A 12,673-nucleotide genomic window follows, 5' to 3' on the forward strand; every position below is an offset into this window, starting at 1 on the left:
GGAACGGTGGTTGGCCGATGGACATCGGGCTCGTGCTCCAGACCGATCCGCCCGCACGGCTGGTGGTGGAGCGGATGCGCCGCGCCGAGGCGGCCGGCTTCAGCCACGGCTGGACCTTCGACTCCGCCGTGCTGTGGCAGGAACCCTTTGTGATCTACAGTCAGATCCTGGCGCAGACCGAGCGGTTGACGGTCGGCCCGATGGTCACCAACCCGTCCACCCGCAGCTGGGAGGTGACCGCCTCGACGTTCGCCACCCTGAACGACATGTTCGGCAACCGCACGGTCTGCGGGATCGGCCGCGGCGACTCCGCGATGCGGGTGGCCGGGCGGCAGCCCGCCACCCTGGCCCGGCTGAGCGAGGCGATGCGGGTGATCAAGGGGCTCGCCGAGGGACGCAGCGTCGAGCTGGACGGCACCGAGCTCCAGCTGCCGTGGGTGCGGGACGGCCGGCTGCCGGTCTGGATGGCCGCGTACGGCCCGAAGGCGCTGGCGCTCGCCGGGCATCAGGCGGACGGCTACATTCTGCAGCTGGCCGACCCGTTCCTCACCGAGTACATGATCAAGGCGGTCCGCCGGGCCGCCGCCGAGGCCGGCCGGGACCCGGCCTCGGTCACCATCTGCGTGGCGGCACCCGCCTACGTCACCGCCGACGACTCCCCCGCCGCGCTCGCGCACGCGCGGGAGCAGTGCCGGTGGTTCGGCGGCATGGTCGGCAACCACGTGGCCGACCTGGTCCGGCACTACGGTGAGCACTCCGAGCTGGTGCCGGAAGCGCTGACCGACTACATCAAGGGCCGCCAGGGGTACGACTACGCGCACCACGGGCGGGCCGGCAACCCCGACACCGCCTTCGTGCCCGATGAGATCGTGGACCGGTTCTGCCTGCTCGGCCCGGTCGACGCGCAGTTGGCCAGGTTGGCGCGGCTGCGCGAGCTGGGCGTGGACCAGTTCGCGGTCTATGCGATGCACGACGCGATCGAGCCGACCATCGACGCGTACGGCAGCGAGATCATCCCGCGGCTCTGAGCCGGTCGCGGGGGCGTGGGCGTGGCCCTGGGCCGGCCTCTGGGGCGTGAGCGCGGCCCTGGGGCGGCTTCCGGGGCGTGAGCGCGGCCGTGCCCCAGCCGCGGTGGCGTGTGCGGAGCCCTGGGCCGGCCGCCGGAGGGTGAGCGTGGCTCGTCGGCGTTGACGGGGCGTCGCCTTCGCCCGGGTCGCTCGTTGGACCATCCATGGACCATCGAAACACCGCAGCCGCGCTGGCCGGTCTCGCCCTCTCGGCGGCGGTCACGGTCACCGGTTGTGCTGTCGAGCGCCCGGGCCCCCTGGTCAACATGGGCAGTTCCTCGCCCAGCCCGTCGCCCGGTTCGTCGGTGCCGAGTCCCCGGGCCCAGGTTGAGCACAGCGCGATCGCGCTGCCGCCGAGCCCCGCGCCGGGCGGTTCCGGCCCGAGCGGTTCCAGCCCTGGCGGTTCCGTCCCGGCCGGCGCTGACCCGGCCGGGCCGCAGGTGCCGGCGCCGGCCGGTCCGTCGGCCTCGGCTTTGACGGCCCCGCACCCGCACGCGCGCTCGCCGCAGTCCGGTGGCGCTGCCAGGCCCGAGCCGTCCCCCGGCCCGCACCCCCCGGCGCAGCCGGAGTCGCACCCGGCCCCGACCGCCGGTGGGACCGGGATGTGCGCACTGGGCGAGCAGTACGGCCAGTTGACGCCCAACTCGGATCAGGCGCAGCTGTGCCGCGGCATCTACGGCGGCTGACGGCGGTACCACTGCCGCGTGGTGTCCAGGTCGGCTGACGGACCATCGGATATGGCAGCATGCGGAGCATCCGGCCATGAGTCGGCTGAGCCGAGAGTCAGTTGAGGAGAGCGCCCGCATGATCGCCGCATTCAGTGTCACCCCGCTCGGGGCCGGTGAGGATGTCGCCGAAGCCGTCGCGGCGGCCGTCAAGGTGGTCCGCGCCAGTGGGCTGCCCAACCAGACCGACGCCATGTTCACCTCGATCGAGGGGGATTGGGACGAGGTGATGGCCGTGATCAAAGCGGCCGTCGAGGCGGTCAAGCCGTTCGCCAACCGGGTGAGTACAGTGATCAAGATCGACGACCGGGCCGGGGTGACCGACGGCCTGACGCGCAAGATGGAGTCGCTGGAGCGACACCTCGCAAGCTGAGCGGCTGCCCTCGGGCCCGGGCTCGACCCTGGCCTCGGCCTCGGCCTTGACCTCGGCCTTGACCTCGGCCGCAGCCCCGGTCGCTGCGGCCACACCGCACACCCCGCCCCCCCTGACGACTGACCGATCGTCAGGGGGCTTGCACTACGCGCGTAAACAAATCGCGAAGGGCACGCTACGCGCGTAACCAACAATTCACCGGCTACCCCCTTCGAGTACTACCATCACACTGCTGTCATGGACGCATCGCACCCGGCGACCCCAAGAACCGGGTCAACTCCTCTGGAGCTTCGATGCGTTCACTCCACCGACGGTTCGCGACCGGCGGTACCGCCCTGGCTGTCACGCTCGCCAGCGGCGCCCTCGTGCTCGCCCCCACCGCGCACGCCGCCGTTCGCCCCCACGCCACGGCTGCCCTCTGCTCGCAGGCCTACCTGCCGCTGCCGGACCCCAACTGCACGCCCGGGGTGCTCAACCCGGACGTCACCCAGGACACCATAGATTCGACGATATGCGTCTCCGGCTGGACCGCCACCATTCGGCCGTCGACCAGCTACACCAACCGCCTCAAGGCCCAGGGGATCAGCGACTACGGCTACACCGACACCAACATGTCGGACTACGAGGAGGACCACTTCATACCGCTGGAGCTGGGCGGCTCCCCGACCGACCCGCAGAACCTCTGGCCCGAGCCGCACTACTCGACCGGCAGCGGCGGCACCTCGTACACCAAGGACGCCGTGGAGAACAAGCTGAAGAAGGCGGTCTGCTCGGGCACGGTCGCGCTGACCGACGCGCAGAACGCGATCGCCACGGACTGGACGACGGCCCTGTCCTCGCTGGGACTGTGAACTGACGGCTGTGAACCGACGGCTGTGAACTGACGGCTCCGGGCTGACGACTGTGAGCTGACGGAGTGCCCCTGCCCCAGGCCGTCCGGCGCGGTGCGCACGCGCCGGACGGCGGCCCGGGACAGAGTGGGGCATGACAGCTGAACGAGTGGCCGGGGCGGCGAGTCGGCGGGTGCTGCTGACGGCGGCGGTCGGTGTGCTCGCGGGCTGCGGCGGGGGTGGGCACCCGGCGGCGCCCTCGGGGTCCGCGACCGCGTCCGGAGCACCTTCGCACTCGCCGTCCTCGTCGTTCGCGCCTTCGACCTCGCCTGCCTCGGGTGGTACCGCGCTGCCCGCGACCTCCCCGTGGCGTCCGGGGCCCGGTGAGCTCCAACCCGACGTCAAGTTGCGGGCCGCGCAGCTGGTCGAGGCGATCGGCAACTGGCCGCCCGGCGGCTCCGGCGCGGCGGCGGCCCAAGGCCGCGTCGCCGCGCTCGGCGGACTGGACCCGGGCCTGGTCAACCAGGCCGGCCCGCTCCTGTCAACCGCCGATCAAGCGGCGCTCCAAGTGATCTACGCCCAGTACGGCGGCCTGCTCACCGACTCCGCGAGCGTGCTGGTGGTCTGCGACCAGTGGACCCCGCAGGGCGCCGGCGGCACCACGGTCGACGTACGCCTCAGCGCCGCCAGCCCGCGCTGGACGGTCACCGCGCTGCACCCCGCCGCGCCCGGCCCGGCGGCCGCCTCGCTGTCCGCTGCGGCGCAGGCGGTGCTCGGCTCCCCGCACATCGAACTCCCGCCCGCCGCACTCGCCGACGTCCGCAGCGGCCAGGTGCACGACACCGCACTCCGAGCAATGCTGACGCTGGCTCAGACGTACACCTTGAGCATCAGCGTGGTCCGCTCGGGCCACCCGATCGACGTGTTCGGCACCACCCGTCCCAGCGACCATCCCCTGGGACGCGCCTTCGACGTCTGGCGCATCAACGGCCTGGCCGTGGTCGACCCCGCCACCCCGCACGACCTGGTCGACGGCTTCATGCGCGCCGCCGCCGCGGCCGGCTCCTACAACGTCGGGGGGCCGCGCCAGTTGGCCGGAGGCGCCGCGCCGAACCAGTTCTTCACCGACGACACCCACCACGACCATGTGCACGTGGGGTTCAATTCCTAGCCGCACAGCGCAGACTGGCGGCTGCCGCCCTACTGGCCGCGGCCGCGGCGGGTCTTGGCCGGGGGCTCGTCCATGATCTCGGGGTGGGCCATGAAGCTCAGCAGGTGGCCGCAGCCGCGGCAGGCGAGGGCCTCGACATAGGTCTTGCGGGCGAACATCCTGCCGACCACATGGACCTTGACCATCAGGCCGCCCACCTGGTTGCTGAAGACCACCTGCACCGGCCGCAACTCACCCGCGCAGAGCGGGCAAGCCACCGGTGCCCGGTAGGTGGAGCCGTCCCCTCGCTCGTAGTCGTCATCCCGCACCACAACCACCCCCGACGTCGCTGCTGTTCGTTCGTGGTGCAGGTTAACTCCGGCGAACAGGAGCCGAACAGTCGGGTGCCCGGGTCAGCGCAGCTCCTCGGCGAGCAGGTCCATCAGGAGACCGTCGTGCCAGTCGCCGTCGGCACCGCGCTCGTACTTGCGCAGCACGCCGACCGGGCGGAAGCCCACCTTGCTGTAGCAGCGGATGGCGGCGGCGTTGTCGGCGGCCGGGTCGATGGTCAGCCGGTGGTGGCCGACCTCGTCGACCAGGTAGCGGGCCAGGGTGCGCACCGCGTCGGTGCCCAGTCCCCGGCCGTGCACGGCGGGGTCCAGGTAGAGGTCGATGCCGGCGTGCCGGTAGTCGGGCTCGGTCTCCTGGGACCACTGGATGGCCCCGATCACCCGGCCGTGGTGGAGGACGGTGAAGGTCTCGTCCCCCGGGTCGGCCAGGTCCTCGGCGACGGCGGCCGTCAGGTCGGTGCCGCCGCGCCAGCGCCGGTACACCTCGGGGGTGGCGCGGATCGCGGCCAGCGCGGGGATGTCGCTGGCCTCCGCCGGGCGGAGCACCACCTGCTCGCCGTGCAGGGTTCGAGCCTCCATCAGCGGATCCCTCGACGAGGTGGTCGTTGACCGCGACTGGCCGCTGTGTGTTCGTGGTGGTCCCGGGGTGTGGGCGACGGCCACTGGCGGCGCGGGGGGATGAGTTGGCGGAGGAAGCGGTCGGCGATGCGGAGCTTCCAGTCGTCGGGCTCGCGGAACTCGCGGATCAGGTCCGGGGCGATCCGGCTGATCGCCAGATGTGCGTCTGCGGCTGCCGGGCCGTTCACGAGCCGGTCGAAGTTGAACCAGGCGTCGGCTCGCGCCGCCTGGATTCCGCTGTCGGTGAGCAGGCGCTCGTCACGGGTGAAGAGGTGCTCCAGGAAGAGCAGCCCGCGGTTGTAGCGCTTGGCGACGTGGACCTGAACCTCCTCGATGCTTGCGCCGAACAGCGCGTTCATCCGGCAGTAGTCGTCGATGTGGTCATGGATGTCGCCCTGGTCGGCGGCGGCCATGCCTTCGAGGGTGAGCGGCAGGTCGTAGGACATGTGCGCCGCCATGGAGAAGATGATCTCCTCCAGCACATAGGACCGTCGAGCGGTCGAGGCGGCGTAGACCTCGCGCCACGGCTTTGCGACGGTGTCCGGGAGCTCTGCGGGCCGCACCACCGCCCGTCCCACTCGGCGCCGGTCCGCCAGCCAGGCGTCGATGGCGTCCATGGTCGCCAGGTAGGTCATGGCCAGCCGCTGGGCGAGTTCGGCGATCCATCCCGGGTCGTGGAAGGCCGGCCGGCCCGCTCGCAGACTCTGTTCCAGCGCCCGGATCAGGCGGAGGTAGAGGTAGGCGAACACCGCACGGTGGTCTCGCACGGTGTCATACGTGGTGACACGGCTCTCCAGCAGCACGGCAACCTGGGCGACCCGGTCCGCCGGGGCCTCGCTGCCCGTCGCCATCAGCCGGCCGCCGGGCCCGGGCTGGTGGCGACACGCCGAACCTCCTCGGTGGCAATGGCCCAGCCGCAGACCAGGTGGCCGGCGAGGCCGTCGTGCCCCGGCGCGACGTGGTACGTCGCGGTCCACTGATCACCCAGGAGCGGCATGTGGTAGGTCGACGACAGCCCGCCCTCGTGGATCTCGGCCGGATAGGTGAACGACCGCGACAGGATGCCGGGCACCGGGCCGAACTGCTCCTTGGCGTGCACGGTGACCCCGGTGCCGTCCGGATCGAGCACATAGCTCTCACGCAGCAGGTACTGGGTCACGCCGAACTTCGAGAGCCTGACCGTGTTGTCGGCCTCCCCGAACGCGCCTTCGGAGGGCTTGGCGACGATCGTCGACGCCAGCTGGGACTTGCCCGTCACCCACTGGGTCAGCTGCATCACGGCAACGAGCACGGTGTTCCGCAAGCCGATGCGGCCGGCCCTGAGGCGACTCCAGGAAGTCACCCGGAAGGCGAAGCTGCCGTGCCAGGTGCCGGTCCCAACCTGGAAGTAGTAGACGTGGCTTGGAGCATCAATGGGCGGCACGCCGGTCATCCGCTTCACCTTCCATTACCGAGAGTAGGACAGCCATCGCAGGTTGATCTTCAGGCCAGCTCCGCCAGTAGCGGCGCCGAACCAGCCCCGGCCTCCAAGTCCGCCTTGGCGTGGGCCAGTTCGAGGTGGGTGATCTCGAAGGTGGGGCTGGCGTGGAGGCCGTGAGCGACTTTGTGGGGGTCGGGGTGTGGGTTGGCGTACAACTGCCGGGCGAGGTCGCGTAGTTCGAGCATCACCGGGACGGCTGCCCGGAGCTGCTCGGGCTCGCCGTTGAAGGAGCGGTCGAGGAGCCGGAGCAGGCGGGCGTAGACGCGGTTGAAGCGGTCGGCGGCGGTGCGGACTTCGCTGCCCGGCGGGTAGTCGGCGACCTTGGCCTCGGGGTCGATGCGGTAGGCCGCGGTCCAGTCGACCGGCAGGGCGGGGCCGGTCGGCCCGGAGGCCGGGGTGTCGAGCGGGCCGTAGCGGCGCTCCTGGTGGATCTCCATGAACCGGAAGTAGTGGGCCACTTCGCGGGCTTGGCCGAAGAGCCGCCGGTCCGGGTTGTAGATGGAGCCCGGCAGGCCCTCGCCCTGTTCGGCGATGAGCTCGATCGCCTTGAGGGCCGATGGCAGGTCGGTCACGGGAAAGGCCATGCCGCCCGAGTTGTAGAAGTCCTCGGGGCCGATCTGGTACTCCAACTTCCCGCTGAACAGGTCGGGATGGCGCTCGGCCAGCCGGATCATGCCTTCGCGGATGGTGGCGTAGAACTGGCCGATGGACGTCCAGCCGCGCGGGTCCGGCCCCTCCCCCGCGCCGGGGAGCTCGTCGATGCGCTCGGGCCGTTCGATCCACAGGCCCGTTCTGATCGCCTCCGGGCCGAAGTTGCGCAGCGCGATCGGCACCTGCTCCTTGGCGTACGGGAGTTTGGCGGGGTAGTCGGTGACGAACCTGGGGTCGGCCACCACGGGCTTGCCGCCGACCGCGTTGAGCATGTTGGCGACCAGGGTCATGTGGAGCATCTCCGCCGATCGGCCAGTCGCGGCCGTAGCCGAACTCCGTTCGCACCTTGAAGTCCTGCGGGAGCATCCGGGGCGTGAGGCCGAGCCAGTGCATGCCCGTTCCGCCGGCCGCCCGCAGGTAGTCGCTGCCGTACGGCAGCGGGCCGTCCTGGACGAGGTAGCCGACGGCCTGGTAGCCGCGCCCGTCCTTGCCCGGCAGGGTGTCCAGGACGGACGGCGAGGGCGCTGCGGTGTTGGCGCGGTAGGGGGCGTTCGGCACCTTGATCAGTGCGGAGTAGTAGGTGTTCAGCGCGTCGAGGTGACCGGGCCAGGTGTTGAGGGTCTCGGTGCCGGCCTCCAGGACGAGGACGCGCCAGCCCTGGTCGCCGAGGCGCTTGGCGACCAGGGTGCCGGCCATCCCGCCGCCGACCACGATCACGTCGAAGCGGTGGCCGGCGACCGCACGCGCGCGGTTCACCGGCCGCCGCCCGGCTGCCGGCCGTCCCGGCGCACCGGCCCGCCGGGCGGCGGGAGTTCCGGTTCGCCCGGCGGTGGGGTCGCCCAGGTGCCGAACCCGGGCGCCTTGGCGCCCTGCGGATGGCCGTGGAACGTCCGCCACACCAGGCCCTCGACGTAGGCCTCGGGCGCAACCGTGAACGCGGTGTTGGCGCCCTGCCGGCGCAGCTCGGCATGGACGGCCGCGGCGAGCGGCGGCCACACCCCCAGGTACCACAGGTGGGCGATGGCCCGGGCGAGGTCCTGGTCGGCCTCGCCCTGGAGCCGCTCCGGGTCGAGCCCGACCTCCTCCAGAGCCGCCCGGAAGTCGCGGTACGCCTGCTCCCCGACCTCCTCGACGACGGCGTGCAGGTAGCGCGCGGCCATCCCGGTGCCGCGGAGCTCGAAGGTGTCGAACCCGGTGAGCGCGACGGACAGCGCCACGAACTGCTCGACATCGGCGGCGGGCAGGCCGGGCAGCGGCGCCTCGGGCAGGCCGGCACTCATCAGGGGCGAGGCGGTCAGCGGCACTCCGGTGGTCATCGGGAGTCCCCCGGTGGCGTCCTGGGGGCCTTGCCGGTGTCTGTCATCCGCTGCCGCCTCACACTCGTGCCTGCTGTCCGTTCGAGGTTCGTGGACGGAGGACTACCCGGCGGAGTTGTGCGGGCGTACGGCGCAGGGCCGCCATTCATCCGAACGGCCGCCCTGCGCTTGCCCGCGAGGGGCGAGGGGCGTTACGGCAGTGTCACCCCCACGGTGGCGGCCCAGATGGAGTCGGTGGAGGCCGTCGGGGCGACCGCGCTGCCCCAGGCGAGGGCCAGGCGGGTGGGTGAGAGGGTGGCGAAGCCGAAGGTGTCGCCGGGCCAGACGGTGGTGGTGCCGAAGCCCTGGGAGATCCGGGCCGGTGCGGAGAGCCAGCCCTGGGTGGTGGAGAAGGTGCGCAGGTACTGGGCGTAGCCGCGCGGGTCGCTGGAGCCCAGCCAGCCAACGTAGGCGATGCCGGGAGGTCCGGCGACGACCTGCATGACGTGCGGCACGTTGAGGGTGTCCGGCGGTGCTTGGACCGGCGTGGACCAGGTCGCGCCGTGGTCCTTGGAGTAGGCCAGCCAGCCGGTGTCGGTGCTGGTGCCCTGGGTGTCCCAGGTGGCGTACAGGGTGCCGTCCGGGCCGAGGGCTTCGCTGCCGTCGATCCACCACTCGCTGTTGTTCATGGAGCCGGCGTCCGGGCCGATCCGCACCGGCTGCGACCAGGTGGCGCCGCCGTCGGTGGAGCGCGCCGCGTAGGTGTAGGCGACGGTCAGGTCGTCGGTCGGGATGTTGGTGACCGTGTAGCCCTGGTAGACCACGTCGAGCGAGCCGTCCGGCTCGACCAGGATCGGCGCGCTGTCGCCGCCGCTGTTCGGGTAGCCGGGGCTGATGTGCGACATCGCGCTCCAAGTCCGGCCGCCGTCGGTGGACTTCTGCATGACGGCGTTGACGTCGCCGGTGGCGAACGCGCAACTGCCGTTGGACGCGCAGATGGTGGTGATGGCGGCGGCGCTCGGTCCGTAGTCCCAGGTCAGGTAGACGGTGCCGTCCGGCCCGACGGTGATGAAGTCGCGGTCACCCCAGTTGCCGGAGTCCGGCGGGGTGATCACGCCGGCGGTCGTGAACGAGGCACCGTGGTCGGTGCTGACGTCGATGACGGGATAGGTCAGACCGGCGCGGGAGACCATGAACGCCGCGTAGACGGTGCCGTTCGGGGCGACGGTGATCGCCGGGTCCCAGGACCGGCCGCCCTTCTGGCCGACGCTGCCCGGCAGGGTGAGCGGCGTGCCGAAGGTGGCGCCGCCGTTCAGCGAGGCCGTGACTCCGATGCCCTTGCAGCCCATCCACTCGTCGTAGACGGCGTTCGCGGCCGGATCGGTGGCCTCGATGGTCTCGGCGTTCTGCCCGGCGCAGGATCCGGAGATGTCCGTCGGCGTGCTGGTGGTGTAGGTCGCGGTGGCGACGGCGTTGACGGGGGCCGGTACGGCCAGTGCGGGGCTCGCCGTGAAGGCGAGTGCGGCGATCCCCGCACAGAGGCCGGCTGACAGGGACGATCTGAACGTGGCGCGAGGTGAAGGCACGGGCTGATCTCCTCACGGTGCAACGGAGTTGAGGGTGGCGGGCCGTCACCAGGGCGGCTCCGCCTCCGGACGGATTACCCCAACCACCGCATCCGAAGCCCCGACAGGCGCATCCGAAGCCCCGCCCCTCGCACCGGGCGGCGGCCGCCCGTCAGGCCGACCGGACGGGCAGGCCGCGGATGGCCGGGTCCTCGGCGAGCTCCGCCAGCAGGGCGTCCAGCTTGGCCCGGTCCACCGAGGGCATCAGGAAGACGTGCACGTAGCTGCGGCGGGTCGACTCGTCGCCCGGGACCATCAGCACGTCCTGGGAGGACAGCGACCATTTCGCCACCAGCTCGGCGCTGGGCTTGCGGAACCGCACGGTGACCGCGCCCGGGGTCCGGGCCGGCCACAGATCGACGCCCAACTCCCCTTCCATGGCCCGCAGTCGGCGCTCCAGGTAGTCGGCCAGGGCCTGGGCGTCGCGGATCCGGTCCACCTGGTCCTGGTAGGAGTGCCGGGACAGGTGGTCCCAGATGACCAGCGGGGAGAAGCCGTTGCGGGAGCCGGCGAAGGTGGTGTCCGGCGCGCCTGTGTAGTCCGGCTGGGACGGCGGCGAGATCTGGTACTTGACCTTCGTCATGTAGATGCCGCACGGCCACGGTGCGCCGGGCCACTTGTGGCCGCTCATCGCGATCGAGGAGACCATGTCGAGGTCGCCGAACTCCAGGGTGGGCAGCGTGAGTCCGAAGTCGTACTCGGGCAGCTCCACGTCGGGGGTCCAGCCGTGGGTGGCCGGGTCCTGGGAGGCCATCCGCATGAACGGCGCGTAGCCGGCGCCGAGGGCGCCGTCGACGTGGATCCAGAAGCCGCGGCGCAGGTCGACCAGCGGCTCACCGGTCCGGCGGTCCGTGCCGTAGACCACCTCGCGCTGGACCAGGCCGTGCTCCTCGAAGATGGGCAGCAGCCGCTCGCAGACGCCCCGCACGTCGTCGTGGGCGCCCTTGAAGGTGCTGCCGAGGTTGAGGTTGACGAAGATCGGGTGGCCCTTCGCGGCGAAGAACTCGACCAGTACCGCCAGGGAGTCGACGTCGATCTCGCCCGGACCGTCCCAGGAGGTGCCCGAGGGACCGGGGCTGGACGGCACCTCGATCGGCCACTCCCGGCGCCCGGTGGCCGGGTCGACCAGCGGGCACTCGTCCGGGTAGAGCTCCCAGCCGACGGCGTGGAAGGTCTCGACGCCGAGCACCCGGACCGCCTTGGCGAAGGAGTAGTGGGTGTCCTCGGAGTAGAACGCCACCGGGCGGTGGGCGTTCGGGTTGCTGCGGTCGGGCCTGGCCTTGACGTAGCGCAGCGCCTCGAACGGGGCCGTCGGCGGCTGGATCAGTGCCTTGCCGCTCAGGTAGTCCCGGGCGTTCCAGAGCGCGTACATGTTGCCCTCGGTCGAGCCCATGGACAGCATGTAACCCCAGTACGACTCGGGGTCGGCCGGGTCGTGCGGGCCGTTGGCGCGCCACAGCTTCGCGTAGTAGTCGAGCACCGCGCGCTCCACGACCTTGGTGTTCGGCTTGTAGCCGCCGCACTGGAACGGGTCGCCGAGGTTGTTGATGTTGTTCGGCATGAACCGGGCCAGATCGAGCGCGCAGCCCTGCATGTCCTGGGTGGCCTGGTAGCCGACCAGGTGGCGGCGCTTCCTGGTCAGGTACTCGTCCACGGTGTCCAGGACGTGCAGCCGCCGGGCGTCGTCCAACCCGCTCGCGGGGAGCTCGAAGTCGCGGCAGTCCAGCTCGGGCCCGGGGTCGACCGCGGGCCCGGAGTCGACGGCGGACGCGGCGGCGAGGATGTCGAGCGGGCTCGAGCTGATGGACACGGAAACTCCGGGGACGCTGGCCGGCCGGTACGCCGGGCTGGGAACGGTGGCAGGCGCTGGCCACTCGCGGGCCCAGGATGGAACCTTTCGACGATTGAGGGAAGTCCAGCCGAACAAGATTCGGTCGACAGCCGGTTTGATTTGCAGATCAGCGGTGCCGGCGGCGATCATGGGAAGCATGCCGAATAATCCGCAGACTCGCGGTGCGTCCATCGACGAGGTGGACCGGGCGATCATCCGCGCCCTGGCCGACAACGCCAGGCTCGCGAACAACGCCCTCGCCGAGGCGGTGGGCATCGCCCCCTCGACCTGCCTGGCCCGGGTGCGCTCGCTGCAGGAGCGCGGGATCATCCGCGGCTTCCGGGCCGAGGTCGACCCCGCCGCGATCGGTCTGCCGCTCCAGGCGATGATCTCGGTCCGGCTCCGGGCCCACACCCGCGAGCAGGTCGCGAGCTTCCGCAGTACGGCCCCGGATCTGCCCGGCGTCCTGGCGGTGTTCCACATGGCGGGCTCCGACGACTACCTGCTGCACGTCGGCGTCGCCGGCCCCGAGGCGCTGCGCGACTTCGTCGTCGACAACCTGACCACCCACCCGGCGGTGGCGCAGACCCGGACCAACCTGATCTTCGAGCAGATAGCGGGCCGCGGGTACGTGGCCCCGCCCGGGCGCTGACCACGGCGGCCGATCAGCTGCGCTTC

Annotated in this window: 14 protein-coding genes; 6 read left to right on the forward strand and 8 right to left on the reverse strand. The window is 71.5% G+C overall.

Features of this window, described 5'->3' with window-relative positions:
- Positions 1 to 17 precede the first annotated feature (17 nt).
- From E6W39_RS02765 to E6W39_RS02785, 5 genes are all read left to right on the forward strand, one after another.
- Positions 18 to 1,028, forward strand: a complete 1,011-nt coding sequence (locus E6W39_RS02765) for a TIGR03842 family LLM class F420-dependent oxidoreductase (RefSeq protein ID WP_141632087.1) — start codon at positions 18 to 20, stop codon at positions 1,026 to 1,028.
- A gap of 203 nt (positions 1,029 to 1,231) precedes the next feature.
- Positions 1,232 to 1,753 (forward strand): hypothetical protein, encoded by a 522-nt coding sequence (locus E6W39_RS02770; protein WP_141632088.1) that lies wholly within the window; start codon positions 1,232 to 1,234, stop codon positions 1,751 to 1,753.
- Positions 1,754 to 1,871: 118 nt separating this feature from the next.
- Complete coding sequence (locus E6W39_RS02775; RefSeq protein WP_141632089.1) at positions 1,872 to 2,165, forward strand: MTH1187 family thiamine-binding protein; 294 nt, start codon at positions 1,872 to 1,874, stop codon at positions 2,163 to 2,165.
- 293 nt (positions 2,166 to 2,458) lie between these two features.
- Positions 2,459 to 3,016 (forward strand): hypothetical protein, encoded by a 558-nt coding sequence (locus tag E6W39_RS02780; RefSeq protein ID WP_141632090.1) that lies wholly within the window; start codon positions 2,459 to 2,461, stop codon positions 3,014 to 3,016.
- 133 nt (positions 3,017 to 3,149) lie between these two features.
- Positions 3,150 to 4,166 carry a hypothetical protein gene (locus tag E6W39_RS02785; protein WP_228717929.1) on the forward strand — a complete coding sequence of 339 codons (1,017 nt, stop codon included), beginning with the start codon at positions 3,150 to 3,152 and terminating at the stop codon, positions 4,164 to 4,166.
- Positions 4,167 to 4,195: 29 nt separating this feature from the next.
- Here E6W39_RS02785 and E6W39_RS02790 read toward each other — a convergent pair whose 3' ends face one another.
- The 8 genes from E6W39_RS02790 to E6W39_RS02825 form a co-directional block, all read right to left on the reverse strand.
- On the reverse strand, positions 4,196 to 4,474 hold the full coding sequence (locus E6W39_RS02790; protein WP_141632091.1) for a hypothetical protein: 279 nt from the start codon (positions 4,472 to 4,474) through the stop codon (positions 4,196 to 4,198).
- 84 nt (positions 4,475 to 4,558) lie between these two features.
- Positions 4,559 to 5,074, reverse strand: a complete 516-nt coding sequence (locus E6W39_RS02795; protein ID WP_141632092.1) for a GNAT family N-acetyltransferase — start codon at positions 5,072 to 5,074, stop codon at positions 4,559 to 4,561.
- Positions 5,074 to 5,964, reverse strand: coding sequence for a DUF5995 family protein (locus E6W39_RS02800; protein ID WP_141632093.1), 891 nt, complete (start codon positions 5,962 to 5,964; stop codon positions 5,074 to 5,076). The genes E6W39_RS02795 and E6W39_RS02800 overlap by 1 nt, the downstream gene beginning before the upstream one ends.
- Positions 5,964 to 6,545, reverse strand: a complete 582-nt coding sequence (locus tag E6W39_RS02805) for a hypothetical protein (protein WP_141632094.1) — start codon at positions 6,543 to 6,545, stop codon at positions 5,964 to 5,966. Before E6W39_RS02805 ends, E6W39_RS02800 begins: the two co-directional genes overlap by 1 nt.
- Before the next feature lie 50 nt (positions 6,546 to 6,595).
- Positions 6,596 to 7,543: a ferritin-like domain-containing protein gene (locus tag E6W39_RS02810; RefSeq protein ID WP_141632095.1), complete on the reverse strand. Its 948-nt coding sequence runs from the start codon at positions 7,541 to 7,543 to the stop codon at positions 6,596 to 6,598.
- A gap of 453 nt (positions 7,544 to 7,996) precedes the next feature.
- Positions 7,997 to 8,560, reverse strand: coding sequence for a hypothetical protein (locus E6W39_RS02815; protein WP_141632096.1), 564 nt, complete (start codon positions 8,558 to 8,560; stop codon positions 7,997 to 7,999).
- 191 nt (positions 8,561 to 8,751) lie between these two features.
- Positions 8,752 to 10,125, reverse strand: coding sequence for a sialidase family protein (locus tag E6W39_RS02820; RefSeq protein ID WP_141632097.1), 1,374 nt, complete (start codon positions 10,123 to 10,125; stop codon positions 8,752 to 8,754).
- 151 nt (positions 10,126 to 10,276) lie between these two features.
- Entirely contained in the window at positions 10,277 to 11,974 is a 1,698-nt protein-coding gene (locus E6W39_RS02825; RefSeq protein ID WP_141632098.1) for a PLP-dependent aminotransferase family protein, read from the reverse strand.
- Positions 11,975 to 12,152: 178 nt separating this feature from the next.
- On the opposite strand from E6W39_RS02825, the gene E6W39_RS02830 reads away from it, so the two are divergent.
- Positions 12,153 to 12,647 carry an Lrp/AsnC family transcriptional regulator gene (locus E6W39_RS02830; protein ID WP_228717930.1) on the forward strand — a complete coding sequence of 165 codons (495 nt, stop codon included), beginning with the start codon at positions 12,153 to 12,155 and terminating at the stop codon, positions 12,645 to 12,647.
- Positions 12,648 to 12,673 lie beyond the last annotated feature (26 nt).

Source organism: Kitasatospora acidiphila (genome assembly GCF_006636205.1).
Classification (GTDB): Bacteria; Actinomycetota; Actinomycetes; order Streptomycetales; family Streptomycetaceae; genus Kitasatospora; species Kitasatospora acidiphila.